At 57.5% G+C, this 15,240-nt stretch carries 16 protein-coding genes and 1 riboswitch; of the genes, 10 read left to right on the forward strand and 6 right to left on the reverse strand.

Going from position 1 to position 15,240, the window contains the following annotated elements:
* Positions 1 to 54: 54 nt before the first annotated feature.
* On the forward strand, positions 55 to 732 hold the full coding sequence (locus HWU94_RS03640; RefSeq protein ID WP_185174344.1) for a hypothetical protein: 678 nt from the start codon (positions 55 to 57) through the stop codon (positions 730 to 732).
* Positions 733 to 834: 102 nt separating this feature from the next.
* Here HWU94_RS03640 and HWU94_RS03645 read toward each other — a convergent pair whose 3' ends face one another.
* From HWU94_RS03645 to HWU94_RS03655, 3 genes are all read right to left on the reverse strand, one after another.
* A complete protein-coding gene (locus tag HWU94_RS03645) occupies positions 835 to 1,527 on the reverse strand; it encodes a TetR/AcrR family transcriptional regulator (protein ID WP_185174345.1) in 693 nt (230 codons plus the stop codon).
* Complete coding sequence (locus HWU94_RS03650) at positions 1,511 to 2,170, reverse strand: TetR/AcrR family transcriptional regulator (RefSeq protein ID WP_185174346.1); 660 nt, start codon at positions 2,168 to 2,170, stop codon at positions 1,511 to 1,513. Before HWU94_RS03650 ends, HWU94_RS03645 begins: the two co-directional genes overlap by 17 nt.
* Before the next feature lie 93 nt (positions 2,171 to 2,263).
* Positions 2,264 to 4,627, reverse strand: coding sequence for an excinuclease ABC subunit UvrA (locus tag HWU94_RS03655; RefSeq protein ID WP_185174347.1), 2,364 nt, complete (start codon positions 4,625 to 4,627; stop codon positions 2,264 to 2,266).
* Positions 4,628 to 4,757: 130 nt separating this feature from the next.
* Between HWU94_RS03655 and tpx the strand changes: the two genes are divergently transcribed.
* A complete protein-coding gene (gene tpx / locus HWU94_RS03660) occupies positions 4,758 to 5,252 on the forward strand; it encodes a thiol peroxidase (RefSeq protein WP_185174348.1) in 495 nt (164 codons plus the stop codon).
* Between the two features lie 268 nt (positions 5,253 to 5,520).
* Here tpx and HWU94_RS03665 read toward each other — a convergent pair whose 3' ends face one another.
* Both HWU94_RS03665 and HWU94_RS03670 read right to left on the reverse strand, forming a co-directional pair.
* The gene (locus HWU94_RS03665; RefSeq protein WP_185174349.1) at positions 5,521 to 5,847 is read right to left on the reverse strand and encodes a branched-chain amino acid transporter permease; all 327 of its coding nucleotides are present in this window, start codon (positions 5,845 to 5,847) and stop codon (positions 5,521 to 5,523) included.
* Positions 5,840 to 6,667, reverse strand: a complete 828-nt coding sequence (locus HWU94_RS03670; RefSeq protein ID WP_185174751.1) for an AzlC family ABC transporter permease — start codon at positions 6,665 to 6,667, stop codon at positions 5,840 to 5,842. Before HWU94_RS03670 ends, HWU94_RS03665 begins: the two co-directional genes overlap by 8 nt.
* A 142-nt stretch (positions 6,668 to 6,809) precedes the next feature.
* Here HWU94_RS03670 and HWU94_RS03675 point away from each other — a divergent pair, with 142 nt between their 5' ends.
* The 7 genes from HWU94_RS03675 (at position 6,810) to HWU94_RS03705 (ending at position 12,290) form a co-directional block, all read left to right on the forward strand.
* Positions 6,810 to 7,265, forward strand: coding sequence for an OsmC family protein (locus tag HWU94_RS03675; RefSeq protein WP_185174350.1), 456 nt, complete (start codon positions 6,810 to 6,812; stop codon positions 7,263 to 7,265).
* A 114-nt stretch (positions 7,266 to 7,379) separates the two neighbouring features.
* Positions 7,380 to 8,858, forward strand: a complete 1,479-nt coding sequence (locus HWU94_RS03680) for an amino acid permease (RefSeq protein WP_185174351.1) — start codon at positions 7,380 to 7,382, stop codon at positions 8,856 to 8,858.
* A 257-nt stretch (positions 8,859 to 9,115) separates the two neighbouring features.
* Positions 9,116 to 9,736 carry a thymidine kinase gene (locus tag HWU94_RS03685; RefSeq protein ID WP_185174352.1) on the forward strand — a complete coding sequence of 207 codons (621 nt, stop codon included), beginning with the start codon at positions 9,116 to 9,118 and terminating at the stop codon, positions 9,734 to 9,736.
* A gap of 93 nt (positions 9,737 to 9,829) precedes the next feature.
* Positions 9,830 to 10,492 (forward strand): hypothetical protein, encoded by a 663-nt coding sequence (locus tag HWU94_RS03690; RefSeq protein ID WP_185174353.1) that lies wholly within the window; start codon positions 9,830 to 9,832, stop codon positions 10,490 to 10,492.
* Positions 10,493 to 10,562: 70 nt separating this feature from the next.
* Positions 10,563 to 10,678, forward strand: a riboswitch (SAM riboswitch).
* Between the two features lie 14 nt (positions 10,679 to 10,692).
* Positions 10,693 to 11,148 (forward strand): hypothetical protein, encoded by a 456-nt coding sequence (locus HWU94_RS03695; protein ID WP_185174354.1) that lies wholly within the window; start codon positions 10,693 to 10,695, stop codon positions 11,146 to 11,148.
* Between the two features lie 134 nt (positions 11,149 to 11,282).
* Positions 11,283 to 11,702, forward strand: coding sequence for an NAD(P)-binding domain-containing protein (locus HWU94_RS03700; protein ID WP_185174355.1), 420 nt, complete (start codon positions 11,283 to 11,285; stop codon positions 11,700 to 11,702).
* Between the two features lie 69 nt (positions 11,703 to 11,771).
* Positions 11,772 to 12,290: a GNAT family N-acetyltransferase gene (locus tag HWU94_RS03705; RefSeq protein WP_185174356.1), complete on the forward strand. Its 519-nt coding sequence runs from the start codon at positions 11,772 to 11,774 to the stop codon at positions 12,288 to 12,290.
* 110 nt (positions 12,291 to 12,400) lie between these two features.
* On the opposite strand, the gene HWU94_RS03710 is transcribed toward HWU94_RS03705, so the two are convergent.
* A complete protein-coding gene (locus tag HWU94_RS03710) occupies positions 12,401 to 14,623 on the reverse strand; it encodes an NADP-dependent isocitrate dehydrogenase (protein ID WP_185174357.1) in 2,223 nt (740 codons plus the stop codon).
* Between the two features lie 126 nt (positions 14,624 to 14,749).
* On the opposite strand from HWU94_RS03710, the gene HWU94_RS03715 reads away from it, so the two are divergent.
* Positions 14,750 to 15,217: an NUDIX domain-containing protein gene (locus HWU94_RS03715; RefSeq protein WP_185174358.1), complete on the forward strand. Its 468-nt coding sequence runs from the start codon at positions 14,750 to 14,752 to the stop codon at positions 15,215 to 15,217.
* Positions 15,218 to 15,240 lie beyond the last annotated feature (23 nt).

Consider the following 15,240-nt stretch of genomic DNA (forward strand, 5'->3'; position numbering starts at 1 on the left):
ACTGCGGTCTTTAGAATTAAAGCCGCATACCACGCCTTACCCTGTGAAGGAAACATGACCAGAAAATCAGTCGTCCTGTTCACTAGCCTTGCCCTGCTAACCCTCACCGCCTGCCAGCAGGAAGAAGCTATTACCCGCGTTGACCCGCAGACCGCTTCGGCAAGTCCTAGTTCAGCATCGCCCAGCCCTACCCCCACCATTGAGGCAACCACCGTAACGCCCACTCCTGAGCCGACCCCCGAACCCACCACCGAGGAACCGACTCCTGCGCCGACCCCCGAGGATCCTTTCCCGGGCACCGTCTTTGCCGAGAACGGCGTTACCTTCTTCGTACCCCAGGACTATGTACAGGATGCCACCCCATCCCAGGCAGAAATTTTCATCTACCAGTACACCCACTACCGTAGTGCTGACGATGCTGCGGGTCGTTTCATGGTAGGCACCCCCTATAACGATGAGCAGGGGCGTAGCGCCGAAGAGATGGAGAAAGAAACCGTCGCCCGCCTTACCCCGGCCTGGTCTATCAATGAGACCGTTGAGACCATCAACTACACCCGCGAGGACGGCGTGAACGTCATCCGTTCAGAGGTACGCTTCGCTTCGAGTAATGCTCCCGGCTACATCTTTACTCTGGATAACGGGCACGAGCTGATGCACGCCGCTATCTTAGTGGACGACGCCAACCCTGACTTCGTGAAGAAAATTGAGGATTCTATCGGCTTTGCCTGGTAGTAGGCACACCAAAGAAGCCAAAGGAGCAGCGGGCGGAACCGGTTCTGGTTCCGCCCGCTGCTGTATTTAATTAAGCAACTTCGCTATAAGTTTGTTTCGCTTCTAGTCTTCCTCTGTGCTCTCTTCAGGAGTAGCGAGCTCACCGACGCCCTCAGAGAGGGCAACGAAATCGTCGATATCTTCCTGGGTTGCGTAGGGTACAGGGTGTACGAGCAATTCATTAATACTGGAACGGAAGATGTAGCTAAGGTGGACGGGGTCTGATCCCTTACCGCCGATAATAGCTTTGGTGGTCAGACCGTAGCTGAGCATGGTCAGCTGGTTAGCCTGCACCTTGATATCGGTTCCTGCCTTAAGCTGCCCTGCCTCGTCGAGGTGCACCAGCATATCGTAGAAGAAGGCGCGGATACGTTCCAGGCTGGCAGTCGAAATATCCTTAATTTCGGGGGTAGAACGCAGCTCAGCCAGCATGCCCAGAGTAATAAGGGACACCGCACGAGTACGCGGGGTGAGCGGGATAAAGCGCTCGAGAATTTTCACTGTATTGAGTACGTCTTGCCCCTGGACATCGACCGCCCGCATACTAGCTTCAGTCTCTAAGCCAATGAGCTCAAGAGCATAGGTAACCAGCTCCACGCGGCTATCAAAAGAGTGGCGTAGAGAGCCCGTCGAAATACCGGCCTCGGCAGCTACGTTGCGAATGGTGATAGCGCTGACGCCGCGCTCGTTAAGAAGCTTCCAGACCGCCTGTGAGATAACCTTCTTACGTTCATCGTGGTCAATGAGTTTGGGCACTGAAGAACTCCTGACTGAAGTAGTCGAGACCCTGATCCTTAGGGTAGGTGAAGATTTCAAGCAGGGTCTCGAAGTGGGTGAGTATGGGGGCCATAAGCTCTTCGTCGCTTGCCTCGCCATCGGTGAGCAGATAGAGGCAGTTGATGCCCCACAGTAGAGCTACAAGCTTTTCAACTTCGAGGTTGATATCGATATCGTCACGTACAAATCCCTGAGCTCGTAGCTGGCTGAGCAGGAAGCCGTAGGCATAGAGGAAGTCCTGCTCATGGGACTGTAGGATTTTGGCGATGCCGGGGATTGTTGAGGCATCGGCCAGCATGCCTGCCACTACCGTGATGAAGAGCTTGCCATCCTCAGAAACGGGGGAGAGCTCCGTGAAGATCTCTTCGAGACTGTAGATCAGCTCGTAGTTAAAGGTACGGCTGGTCAGGGTACGAATGAAACGCTTGCCTACATAATCAAGAGAAAACTGCATCATCTCTTCATGAGAAGGGAAGACATGGCGTAGCGAGCCGGTGGGTATACCGGCTTCAGCAGCTACGGTACGCACCGAGACACCGCGGACACCTTCACGGGCTAGCACCGCCCAGACCGCCTGGGCGATTTCTTGTTTTCGTTCTTCGTGGTTGATGAGTTTTGGCACAGTTTAACTTTAGGTGATGGTGTGGTTACTAAATGTTGGGCACTGTCCTGAATCCGTCAGGATAACGAATAAATTGATGGAGCGCAGGGAAACCTAGGACGCTAGGTAGGCAGCTAGGTGCTCCCCAGTGAGGGTGCCTGCGGCAGCAAGCTGTGCAGGTGTGCCCTCAAACACGATTGTACCGCCACCGTGGCCGGCCTCGGGGCCAACGTCAATAATGTGGTCAGAATGGGCGATGACTGCCTGGTGGTGTTCGATGCAGAGCACGGTGGTTCCGGCGTCAACCAGCTGATCGAGCAGAGTAAGGAACTGCTGAATGTCGGCCAGGTGCAGGCCGGTGGTGGGTTCGTCGAAGATGTAGATTCCGCCGGGTTCTGCCATGTGGGTGGCGAGTTTGATGCGCTGGCGCTCGCCGCCGGAGAGGGTGGAGAGGGGCTGGCCGAGGGTGATGTAGCCCAGGCCCACATCGACGAGACGCTGCAGGATTTTGGTGGCGGCGGCCAGTTTGGTGTCTTTGGCACTGAAGAAGGTGAGGGCATCGGCAGCAGAGAGGGCCAGAACATCGCTGATGTTCTTGTTGCCCAGGCGGTATTCGAGCACGCCGGGGGAGAAGCGTTTGCCCTCGCATGCCTCACAGATGGCGGTGGATTTTTCCATGAAGCCCAGCTGGGTTTCAATCACGCCGGTGCCCTTACACTCGGGGCAAGCGCCTTCAGAGTTGGCGGAGAAGAGGGCGGGCTTGACCCCGTTGGCCTTGGCGAAGGCCTTGCGGATAGGTTCGAGCAGGCCTGTGTAGGTAGCCGGGTTGGAACGGCGCGAGCCCTTGATAGGGGCCTGGTCGATGTAGATGATGCGCTCTTCGCTATCTGCCTGCTGCTCGAGGAGCTCGGTAATCAGGGAGGATTTACCAGACCCGGCAACGCCGGTGAAGGTGGTCAGGACGCCGGTGGGCACGGCCACCGAGACATTTTTGAGGTTGTTGCGGGTTGCGTGAGCAACCTGCAGGGCCCCGGTAGCCGGGCGGACGGTGTCCTTAAGTCCCTGCCGATCGTAGAAATGGCGGGAGGTGACGGTATCTGCCTGCTTGAGCCCCTCGAAGGCCCCAGCGTAGACCACGGTGCCACCGGCGCCCCCGGCGGCCGGGCCCATATCGATAATATGGTCGGCAATGGCGATGGTCTCAGGCTTATGCTCTACCACCAGCACGGTGTTGCCGCGGTCGCGCAGGCGCAGCAGAAGCTCGTTCATCTTGGTGACGTCGTGGGGGTGCAGGCCCGCAGTGGGCTCGTCAAAGACATAGGTGACGTCGGTGAGCGGGGAACCCAGGTGGCGTACCATCTTGGCGCGCTGGGCCTCACCACCTGAGAGCGAGGAGGCAGAGCGGGAGAGGGCAATGTAGCCCAGGCCGATGGTGACCATAGAGTCGAGCAGGTGCTCCAGCGCAGCGAGTAGGGGAGCGACCTCGGGGATGTCCTGCTCCCGCACCCAGGTGAGCAGGTCGGTCACCTGCATGTCGCAGAGCTCAGCAATGTTCACCCCGTTGACCTTGGATGCCAAGGCAGCCTGTGACAGGCGGGTGCCGCCGCAGTCAGGGCAGGGGACAAAAGTGACCGCCCGGTCAACAAAAGCGCGAATATGGGCCTGCATACCCTCCTTATCCTTGGAGAGCATAGACTTCTCGATGCGGGGCACCAGACCCTCATAGGTCATGTTGATACCCGCAATTTTCATCTTGGTGGGCTCTTTATACAGGAAATCGGCGCGCTGCTGCTCGGTGAAATCCTTGACCGGAATATCGGTGGGGTAGAGACCCGACTCCTTGTAGAGGCGGGCGGACCAGCCACTGGTGGAGAAACCTGGAACCTTGAAGAAGCTCTCATCCTCCATAGTCAGGTTCTCATCAAAGAGCTCAGTCAGGTCATTCTGGCTGGTACGGCCCAGACCCTCACAGCGGTTGCACATACCGCCGGTACGGGAGAAAGTAACGTGTTCGGCCTTGCCATCGCCCACCTTGCGTGCCCCGGTACCCTGCACGGTTGCCTGGTTGAAAGAAAAGGCGGTGGGGGAGCCTAGATTCGGGGTGCCCACACGGGCAAAGAGCATACGGAGCATGGGCAGAGCATCGGTTGCGGTACCCACCGTCGAGCGGGGGTTAGCCCCCAGGCGCTCCTGATTGACGATAATAGCGCTGGTCAGCCCCTCAATCGCATCGACATCGGGCCGATCCTGATGCGGCATAAAACCCTGCACAAAAGCCGAATAGGTTTCATTAATAAGACGCTGAGACTCAGCTGCCACCACACCAAAAGCCAAGGAGGACTTACCCGACCCCGACACGCCGGTAAAGACCGTCAGACGGCGCTTAGGAATCTCAACCGAAACATTCTTGAGATTATTATTGCGGGCACCCGTAATACGAATAGTCTGATGGGAATCAGCGGCGTGAGCAGTGGACACGAAATCTCCCTAAAATGCGAAAATAAGCTGCACACCAGTCTATCGAACCGCCCACCCCGGCTAAGACCTACGGTTCCCCGCACAGCGCAACACCTTGCACCACCCCGGTTGCCTGCGCCACAATACAACTATGGCTACTACACATCTTGAAGGCAATGACGTACAGACCGTAGGCGACCTGCCCGCCGTAGGTTCCACAGCACCCGCATTCACCCTGGTGGGCACCGACCTTGACGCAGTCAGCTCAGACTCATTCGAGGGTAAGAACCTGGTCCTCAACATCTTCCCCTCCATCGACACCGGCGTCTGCGCCACCTCCGTCCGCAAATTCAACGAAGAAGCATCCAAGCTCGAGAACACCACCGTCGTGTGCATCTCCAAGGACCTGCCCTTCGCCCTGGGCCGTTTCTGCGGCGCTGAAGGCATCGAAAACGTTGTCTCAGCCTCAGCCTTCCGCGACTCCTTCGGCGAAGACTACGGCGTAACCATGGCCGACGGCCCCCTGGCCGGCCTGCTAGCCCGCTCCGTTGTCGTTGTCAACGCCGCCGGCGAAATCGTCTACACCCAGCTCGTCGACGAAATCACCATCGAGCCCGACTACGACGCCGCGCTCGCAGCTCTCTAAAACCAACATCACTTACGCGGTGGGTATATCCCTGCCGCCTGCTGACCCTCTCCCAGCTCGCGCTGGGGCGCTCGCTGGGATTCATGCCAGCCCCAAGCCAGCAGGCTTTCAGGGATATACCCACCGCTGTGTGCAGGGGCTGGGCGCAGCTAGGTAGGGGCGGGCATATCATAAGCCGATTGGATGGGGCTGGCGTGAATCGCACGCGAGCTTGCGAGCCTGCGAGAGGATCGATCGGCGAGGATATGCCCGCCCCTACCATTTGTCTCTAGAGCACCCAGTTAGCAAGTACCACGCAGGTTGCTGTGCCCACGATGAGGGAGAGCGCCAGGTTCTTCCGCCACAGGTGGGTAGCAACAGTTACCACAGCCCCTGCCAGGTAGGGCAGGGCTGTCTCGCGGGAAGAGTAGTCGATTTCTGCCATCACGTAGAAGCCTAGGCAGATGATGGCGCCCATGGGCAGCCAGGCTGCCAGGTTAGCAACCAGAGCTGAACTCTTGAGCACGGACTTCACACCGAAGGGAATCAGGCGCAGGGCGAAGGTGATGCCGGCGGCCAGGAAAATAGCGGAAAGAATGTAACCGGTGCTAGGCACGGGGAGCCTCCTTGGCGGGGGTGGTGGCACGCTGGGCGGCAAGGTGACGGATCATGAGCAGGACCACCAGGGTCAGCAGGGACACCAGCAGCATAGAATGCGGGGCGAGGACGATGGCCGTCAGCGAGGCGGCGACCGCAAGGGACGCTGTGATCCGGTCCTTGACCGCCCGGTAGGCGTCGATAGAGAGCACCAGGAACATACCGGTCATCACGAAGTCAACGCCCTCTAAATGGGAGAGGAAAGTGGCTCCCAGAATCACGCCCAGAGTGGAACCACCCCACCAGGAGAGCCAGAGCACCACAGAAACCGTCATGATGCGGGAGCTACGAAAATTCTGCGACCCCGGGGCGGTATTCAGGGCGTATGCCTCGTCGCAGAGCATATACACAGCCAGGGCCTTAGCTAGGTTTCCCTTGACGTTCTGCAGGGGATAGGAGATGCCGTAAACCAGGTGCCGGGCATTCATCAGCAGGGTCGTGGAAGCAATTAGGCTCAGCGGCGCAGCGGCGGCAATCATGCCCACCAGCAGGAACTCCACCGACCCGGCAAAGACAATAGCTGAGAGAGCAGGGGCAACCCACCAGGGCAGGCCCACCGAAGCGACCAGCACGCCCAGCCCCATGCCCATGACCACAAAGCCGATGCAGAGAACACCAGCGACGCGCAGGCCTTCCTTGAAGCCGCTCTCGCCGGGCAGCTGGCTGATGTGTTCTCCTGCAATAGGGGCGGACGCCGTCGCCCTGCTGGCGGGGCCCGGCAGGTTGGTAGGGGTAGAAGGCGCTGAGAGCTGACCTGTATCTGGGCTGGTGTGGTGCATAGCCATAAGCTTAGATAAAACTAGAGGAACTCCAATTTTCTGATCAGTATGCAACTGCTTGCCTCCTCAGAAATAAAACCCGTGCTGGCGCCGTTACCCGGGTACCGGCGTCCGCACCCCCACCCCACAGTAAGGAAGAACCATGACCGACAAGACCACCCGCACCGAAGACCCCAACTACCGCGCCGTGACCGTCGAGCGGGTCGCCTCCCGCCACTACCGCGCCACCAACGCCAAAGGCGACACCCTCGACTTCGGCCAGGGCGAAGGCCTGCTCACCCCCGTCGAACTGCTCCTAGCCGCTATCGCTGGCTGCTCCGCCATCGACGTCGATGTGGTCACCGGCCGCAAATCAGAACCCGAAACCTTCACCGTGCACTCATCGGGCATCCGCCAGGTGGACGAGAACAAGGCCGTCAGCCTCGACGACATCGAAGTCAGCTTCAACGTGCGCTTTCCCGCCACCGAAGAGGGCGAAAAAGCCCGCTCCATGGTCGACCGCCTGATCAAACTCTCTGCCGAAAAAGACTGCACCGTCTCCCGCACCGTCGAACACGGCGCGTCCGTCACCTTCATCAACGAAGATAAGCAGAGCTAAATCACTCTGCCTACCCGGGGGTACGGGGCGCTCGCGGTGGTAATCTGAAATTTGCCTTATGCCCCCTAAGCAAAACTGTTGGGGGCTCATTACCACCGAAAGTAGCAGCACACTATGTCTACTGAAGCGCAGTCTGCACCCACCGGGCAGACCAAAGAAGAGCTCAAGCGCGGCCTCGCCAGCCGCCACCTCTCCATGATCGCCATCGGCGGCGCCATCGGCACCGGCCTGTTCGTCGCGTCCGGCTCCACCATCGCAGAGGCAGGCCCCGGCGGCGCCCTGCTGGCCTACGCCCTCATCGGCATCATGGTGCTGCTCCTCATGCAGTCACTGGGTGAAATGGCAGCTAACCTGCCCGTTGCAGGTTCCTTCCAGACCTTCGCCTCCCGCTACGTCTCAGACTCCTTCGGCTTCGCCATGGGCTGGAACTATTGGTTCAACTGGGCCATTACCGTGGCTGCTGAGCTGGTGGCAGCCGGCGTCATTATGTCCTACTGGCTTCCGGACGTTCCCGGCTGGGTCTGGGCAGGCGTCTTCCTGGCCATCATTCTGGGTATCAACGTGCTCTCGGCCCGCTCCTACGGCGAATCAGAGTTCTGGCTGGCTACCATCAAGGTGGTCACCGTTATCGTCTTCCTGATTGCCGGTGTCGCCATGATTTTCGGTATCCTAGGCAACTACGACAACGGTTTCGCTAACTGGACCGACGGCGAAGCACCCTTCAAGGGCGGCTTCCTCTCTATCCTGGCTATCTTCATGGTCGCCGGTTTCTCCTTCCAGGGCACCGAGATGATCGGTGTTGCCGCTGGCGAATCTGAGAACCCCCGCCGCGATGTGCCCCGCGCCCTCAAGAGCGTTTTCTGGCGCATTATGCTCTTCTACATCGGTGCTATCGCTATCATCGGCACCCTGATTCCCTACACCAGCCCCAACCTGCTGCGGGCGGACGCCACCGACATCGCCTACTCACCCTTCACCATGGTCTTTGAGAACCTGGGTGTTGCTTTTGCCGCTTCGGTGATGAATGCCGTCATTCTGACCGCGATTCTCTCGGCCGGTAACTCGGGCCTCTACGTTTCATCCCGTATGCTCTATGCCCTGGCTCTGGAAGGGCGTGCTCCCAAGATTTTTGCCCGCGTGAACTCCCGCGGTATTCCTATGCCCGCCCTGCTCATGACTGCTGCTATCGGCCTCTTCGGCTTTGTCTCTGCCGTGGTGGGCGAGGGTTCTGCCTACACCTGGCTGATTAACATCTCCGGCCTGTCGGGCTTCATCACCTGGGTGGGCGTGGCTATCTGCCACTACCGCTTCCGCCGCGCCTACGTTGCCCAGGGCAACGACGTGAACGACCTGCCCTACAAGGCCCCTCTCTTCCCCATTGGCCCTGTCGTTGCGCTGCTGATGTGCCTGCTGGTGATTGCTGGCCAGAACTACAACGCTATCTTCGCTGGCCACTGGTTCGAGGTTGTCTCGGCCTACATCGGCCTGCCCATCATTATTGGCGTGTGGCTGGCGCATAAGCTGGTGACCGGTTCAAAGACTATCCCGCTCAAGGACGTGGACGTCTCAGGCATCGAGGTCTCAGGCAAGTAAGTTACTTGTGAGGAACAGGGAGGGCACCGGGGTTTTCCGGGGCCCTCCTCCCTTTTTCGTGTGTCTAGCTGCTTTTGACTCCGGTTTGTACCAGCCCCTGCCCACTTTGAGACTGATTTCTGGACACTGCGTGGTACAAAGTCGTCTGGTCGGGACGCGGACGTCTGTGAGCGGGGGAGGGGGGAGAGAGCCGGGCTAGAATGGTGTGGTTTGGTTTTGTTCTCTTGTACGTGTTCTGGGTTGAAAGGTGTGGCCGCGTGGCTAAGCTCTATTTCCGTTTTGGTGCCATGAATTCGGGTAAGTCAACTGCGCTGCTGCAGGCTGCCCATAACTATGAGGAGCGGGGCCAGCGCGTGCTGCTGGCTAAGCCGCAGGTTGATACCAAGGGCGATGCTGAGATTGTTTCCCGCCTGGGCGTGACTCGCCAGGCTGATTTTTTGGTGGGGGCGGACGACTCGGTGCGCGAGCTCTTCCACGCTGCTGCTGAGCCTAATGCTGATGATGACCGTATGCACTGGCACCTGCCGGTCTCTTGCCTGCTGGTGGATGAGGCCCAGTTTCTGACCGCTGAGCAGGTGGATGACCTGATGCGGATTGCGGTGGTGGAGAACGTGCCGGTGATGTGTTACGGCATTCGTACGGATTTTAGGACGCGGGCCTTCCCCGGTTCTGCCCGCCTGCTGGAGATCGCCCATACCCTTGAGGAACTGAAGACTATTTGCCGGTGCGGACGGAAGGCGCTCTTTAACGGCCGTACCGTTGATGGAAAGTTTGTTTTTGCCGGTGACCAGGTGGCCATTGACGGCGTGCATGTGGGCTACGAGTCGCTCTGCCCCACCTGCTACCTGGAGGAATCGGGCGGCAAACTTTACCAGTAGCTCCCACTTTACCGGGTAGCTGCGAATACATTTCCCTTGAAGGGCAGCTCAATAATAAGTATTCTTGGTTTAAGCTGTATTCAAGGAGGAATAATGAAGCTTCGCTCTTTTTTACTGCTACCTGTGCTCACGCTTTCTCTGGTTGCTTGCGGTGCAGACTCCCAGGCTGAAAGCTCGGGAGAACCCGATATTTCTGAGCAGGCAACGACCTCATCGACTGCTACCTCCACTGGTGAAGAAAACTCTTCCCCATCTGCTCACACTTCGGCCGTTCCAACTTCTGCAGCTTCGCCGACATCATCGTTATCATCACCCAACCAGGTGCAAAATGATAGGGTGGAGCTCACTCGCTTTTACCCTGTATCTGAGCAGATCGCTGCTGATGGGAAAGTCGGTATTCTGACTACTCCTACAGGCAATATTGGTTGCGATATTTGGGCAGCCGATGGTATCGCTGCTTGCGGTGTGAAGTCTTATTTTGATGAGGGTAAATACTCTAATGATTCTGGGATTGGCTCAAGCTGGGTCTTTGCCCTGGGGGATGATGTTTCTGAGGTCGAGATTGCTCCGCGTGGGGACGCCATGTTCTTCATGATGGGCCAGCAAGAAGGGCACCCTCCCCAGGTGCTCGAGTATGGCACCAGTGTGCAGTATGGAACGGTTGAGTGTACTTCGGAGATAGAAGCTCTCACCTGCTCCAATACTGCAACGGGCAGAGGTGTCACGATGAGCGCTGAGGGCTACACTACCTTCTGATGTCTCAGTAGTGAATGTCGTATAGAGGGTGTTGCGTTTCGCTGTGAGATTGATGTATATTGATTTCCACGATTCAGAAGACCAACGATAAGCCCTTTGACTTGTTGGCTGGCAACCGCCTGACGCAGACGGTGCCCTCAAAGGAAAATCGGTCGCCCACCAAAAGGTGCGGTGAAAGCGCGATTATGAGGAGGCCCGCTGTGGTTTCATTCTTTTCTTTTTCTAAGTCATCAGCTTCGTCAAAAGTTTCTTCAGGTTCTTCACACGCTAGCCAGCAGGACAATGCTGCGCCTCGGCAGCGGTGTATCTTGCACTCGGCGGGGCATGGAATTGTCCCGGCAGTTGGCATCAATGCTTCGAAGATGACCTGGCAGGAAGCTACGATTATGGCTGTTCGTGGTACTCACGTGCAACTGAAAATCAATGGGCAGAGCCGGAATTTCTGGAATCATGATTCTGCTCGTCTCTTTGAGTTCCTCGGCGCGACGGACGGCCAGGTGCGCGACGCATCGGGTGAGAGAAAGGACGCGGGTGCCCCCGTTCTTCTATGGAATGAGGAGCACCAGCTGCTTGGGTTGCGAGATGGAAAGATCTTTTCTTTAAGCCATCTTTCACCTGAACCCTTGACTGCTTGCGTTACCGCTGAAAACCGCTAACCGAGAGTATAGATAAGGAGTCGGCTACAGACTAAATCTGTAGTCGATCTTTTTATTCAAGTATCAGATAAAATCCATCGTTAGACTGATAAACCCAAGGAATAAAATTTTCTTTAGAAAATATTGTAGTAGGTATGAAGGTTTCTATTCTTGGCGCCGGTAAGCTTGGCACGGCTCTTGCCCGTCTTTCTGTTGCTGCTAGCCATGAGACGCTGATTTATGCTCGTCCTAAACCACTTCTGGATATTATCCTGGGTTCTCTGGTGCCAGAGGCTCGTTTGGTGAACTTTGATGAGGCGCTGAGCGCTGATGCGGTGATTGTTGCTTTACCTCGTACCGCCTTGCCGAGCTTCGACTTTTCGACCGCTCGAGGGCTGATAGTAGATGCAATGAACCCCTGGGAGGCTGCGGGCACGGGCGGTACTGAGGCTGACTTACCGGGTGTGCAGGCGCCTGTGGTTCGCACGCTCAACCATATTGCCTATGATGATTTGACTTCTGACAGCCGGGTTTTGACCCCCCCACGCTCTACCGCGTGCTGTTGCAGTGATTGACGCGGGGCAGGGGGATAAGGCACTGGTAGCCTAAATGCATTTATTTCCCTACAATCTGGAGGGGGTTCCATGCCAGATCTAATATTGCGTCCTCTTGCTTTATCCGATTGTGAGCAGGCGACTCGTGCGCATCAGCTTCTCTTGGAGCGTGATAACTTTGATTTTCTTCAGGGCGATCCTGTGGATTTTCCTGCGGTTCTTGAGAAGCATAGCCGGTTAGCTTCGGGTGAAGATATGCCGGAAGGATACGTGCGTTCTGAGCTACTAGTTGCAGAGTATGAGGGGCGTACTGTGGGCAGGACATCAATCCGGTATGAGTTGACGGATTTTCTGATGGTTGTCGGCGGGCACGTTGGGTATGCTGTGCTTCCAGACGAGCGAAGACAAGGGTTTGCCGGGAAAATTTTGAGACTAAGTTTAAATCGTCTACGTGCAGCTGGAGTTTGTAAGGTATTGGTGACCTGTGATGAGAGCAACCTGGCTTCCCGTCGTACTATTGAGGGAGCTGGTGGTGTTTTGGAGAATACCCATACCACATCAGATGGCAAGGTAAAGTTGCGGTTTTGGATTGATAATTCAAACGTGTGAAAAATATCTGACTAAACAGCAGACTGTGTTGGCTGAGATTACAGCTGATCATAAAAAGGCTCCGTAGGTAGTAAAACCTACGGAGCCTTTTTGGGAGGGAGGGAGGAATACTACTTCTTCAACCCGTCCACTACATCATTCAGCGTGGCGCTGGGGCGCATTACTGCTGATGCCTTGGCGTCCTCGGGCTTGTAGTAGCCGCCTAGGTCGGCGGGGGAGCCCTGGGCGTCCAGCAGCTCAGCCACAATCTTCTCCTCATTCGCAGCCAGAGCCTCAGCCACCGGGGCGAACTTAGCCGCCAAATCGGCGTCCTCACCCTGAGCAGCCAGCTCCTCAGCCCAGAACTTAGCCAGGTAGAAGTGCGAACCACGGTTATCAATCTCGCCCACCCGGCGGGACGGTGACTTATTCTCATTCAAGAAAGTACCGGTCGCCTTATCCAGGGTGTCAGCCAGAACCTGGGCAGACGCATTGCCGGTGGTCTTTGCCAGGTGCTCAAAGGAAGCCGCCAGGGCCAGGAACTCACCCAAGGAATCCCAGCGCAGGTGGTTCTCTTCCTGAACCTGCTGAACGTGCTTGGGGGCAGAGCCACCAGCACCGGTCTCGAAGAGGCCACCGCCGTTAATCAGCGGAACAATGGACAGCATCTTGGCTGAGGTGCCCAGTTCCAGGATGGGGAAGAGGTCGGTCAGGTAGTCACGCAGCACGTTACCGGTCACCGAAATGGTGTCTTCACCCTTGCGGATACGGTCAATCGAGAACTGGGTTGCCTCGGCAGGAGCCAGAATACGGATATCAAGGCCCTCGGTGTCGTGCTCGGGCAGGTACTTCTCGACCTTGGCAATTAGGTTAGCGTCGTGCGCACGGTTCTTATCGAGCCAGAAGACAGCGGGGGTCTGGGAGTCGCGGGCGCGGGTGACGGCCAGCTTGATCCAGTCCTGAACGGGGATGTCCTTGGTCTGGCAGGCGCGCCAGATATCACCGGCAGAAACCTCGTGTTCAATGAGCACATCCCCTGCAGAGTTCACCACCTGAACCTTGCCGTCCGCCTCAAGCTGGAAGGTCTTATCGTGTGAACCGTACTCCTCAGCCTTCTGCGCCATCAGACCCACGTTGGGCACGGTACCCATGGTGGTGGGGTCGTAGGCGCCGTTGGCGCGGCAGTCCTCGATGACGGTCTGGTAGACGCCAGCGTAGGAGGAATCGGGGAGGACGGCCAGGGTGTCAGCCTGCTGGCCTGACTCGCCCCACATCTGACCGGAGGTGCGAATCATAGCGGGCATGGAGGCGTCCACAATGACGTCTGAGGGAACGTGCAGATTGGTGATGCCCTTGTCAGAGTTGACGTAGGCCAGCTCGGGGCCTTCCTGCAGGCCCTTGTGGATGAGCTCGCGGACGTCCTCACGGATATCCTCGGGCAGAGTGTCAATGCCGGAGATGATAGCGGCCAGGCCGTTGTTGCCGTTCAGGCCGGCAGCATCCAGCTGCTCACCGTAGGTCTCAAAAAGCTCGGAGAAGTAGGCGCGCACGACGCGGCCGAAGAGGATGGGGTCAGAAACCTTCATCATGGTGGCCTTCAGGTGCACAGAGAAGAGCACACCCTCAGCCTTGGCGCGGGCAACCTGCTCAGCCAGGAACTTGTCGAGTTCAGCCACATTCATGTAGGTGCCGTCGACGATTTCGCCAGCCAGCACGGGCACAGATTCCTTCAGGACGGTCACGGTGCCGTCGGTACCGACATGCTGAATCTTCAGGGTATCGTCAGCCTCAATAATCACGGACTTCTCGTTAGAGAAGAAGTCGTCGTGACCCATGGTTGCGACGTTGGTCTTGGAATCTGCTGACCAGGCACCCATGGAGTGGGGGTTCTTGCGGGCGTAGTTCTTAACAGACAGGGGAGCGCGGCGGTCTGAGTTGCCCTCGCGCAGAACCGGGTTCACTGCTGAGCCCTTGACGCGGTCGTAGCGGGCGCGGACGTCCTTATCCTGCTCGGTCACAACCTCATCGGGGTAATCGGGGATAGCGAAGCCCTTCTCCTGCAGCTCAGCGATAGCGGCCTTGAGCTGGGGCACGGACGCCGAGATGTTAGGCAGCTTGATGATGTTAGCTTCGGGGGTCTTGGCCAGCTCGCCCAGCTCGGTCAGGGCGTCCGCTACCTGTTGCTCGGCAGGGAGAATATCGCTGAACTGAGCCAGAATACGGCCCGAAAGTGAAATATCGCGGGTTTCTACCTCAACACCGGCGGTTGAAGCGTAAGCCTCAAGAATGGGCAGGAAGGAGTAGGTCGCCAGCAGCGGAGCCTCATCGGTGTGGGTGTAGATAATCTTTGCCATGAAGGGCGTCTCCCTTGTCGCTTGTGGGCAGTTTCATTTCCAAGAATACAACGATGTGCCTGCGCTCACTAAATATGAGGGGTCTGTGTGACAAGATAAATCGGCTACTGAGATAGGGTTGCTGATATGAGCACCGCTACTTCAGCCCCGATTATTGTTTCTGCACTTGTCATTCGTAATTCCTTGGGTGAGGTCCTCACCGTCCGCAAACACGGCACCACAGGGTTCATGCTCCCCGGTGGTAAACCTGAGCCGGGTGAAACTGCCGAAGAAACCGCCCGTCGTGAAGCTGCCGAAGAGCTGGGTCTTATTCTCGATAGCTATTCCTTGATGAACCTGGGCACCTACCAGGCGGTGGCCCTCAACGAGCCGGGGCGAACCGTCCGCGCCCATGTTTATCTTTTGGTAACCGCCGGGGGTGTCGCTGGCCTAGACCAGGCCGCACCCAGCGCTGAAATTGAGGAAATTAGGTGGGTTCACCCCGACCCTGCGCGCAATGACCACAGCAATCAGGCCCCACTGAATACTCAGCATATTTTCCCGCTGCTCACCGGCGATGATTTTGAGGACGCGGACGCGCTACCGTCCCGATAGGTGCCGGTGATACCGTAGAACCT

Origin of the sequence: Rothia nasimurium (assembly GCF_014217215.1) — a bacterium.
GTDB classification, from domain to species: Bacteria; Actinomycetota; Actinomycetes; order Actinomycetales; family Micrococcaceae; genus Rothia; species Rothia avistercoris.

Excerpts from the sequence above, each read along its gene's own strand:
- HWU94_RS03640 (WP_185174344.1), top strand. The coding sequence starts at position 55 with ATGACCAGAAAATCAGTCGTCCTGTTCACTAGCCTTGCCCTGCTAACC.
- tpx (WP_185174348.1), top strand. The coding sequence starts at position 4,758 with ATGGCTACTACACATCTTGAAGGCAATGACGTACAGACCGTAGGCGAC.
- HWU94_RS03670 (WP_185174751.1), bottom strand. The coding sequence starts at position 6,667 with ATGCACCACACCAGCCCAGATACAGGTCAGCTCTCAGCGCCTTCTACC.
- HWU94_RS03675 (WP_185174350.1), top strand. The coding sequence starts at position 6,810 with ATGACCGACAAGACCACCCGCACCGAAGACCCCAACTACCGCGCCGTG.
- HWU94_RS03680 (WP_185174351.1), top strand. The coding sequence starts at position 7,380 with ATGTCTACTGAAGCGCAGTCTGCACCCACCGGGCAGACCAAAGAAGAG.
- HWU94_RS03690 (WP_185174353.1), top strand. The coding sequence starts at position 9,830 with ATGAAGCTTCGCTCTTTTTTACTGCTACCTGTGCTCACGCTTTCTCTG.
- HWU94_RS03700 (WP_185174355.1), top strand. The coding sequence starts at position 11,283 with ATGAAGGTTTCTATTCTTGGCGCCGGTAAGCTTGGCACGGCTCTTGCC.
- HWU94_RS03705 (WP_185174356.1), top strand. The coding sequence starts at position 11,772 with ATGCCAGATCTAATATTGCGTCCTCTTGCTTTATCCGATTGTGAGCAG.
- HWU94_RS03710 (WP_185174357.1), bottom strand. The coding sequence starts at position 14,623 with ATGGCAAAGATTATCTACACCCACACCGATGAGGCTCCGCTGCTGGCG.
- HWU94_RS03715 (WP_185174358.1), top strand. The coding sequence starts at position 14,750 with ATGAGCACCGCTACTTCAGCCCCGATTATTGTTTCTGCACTTGTCATT.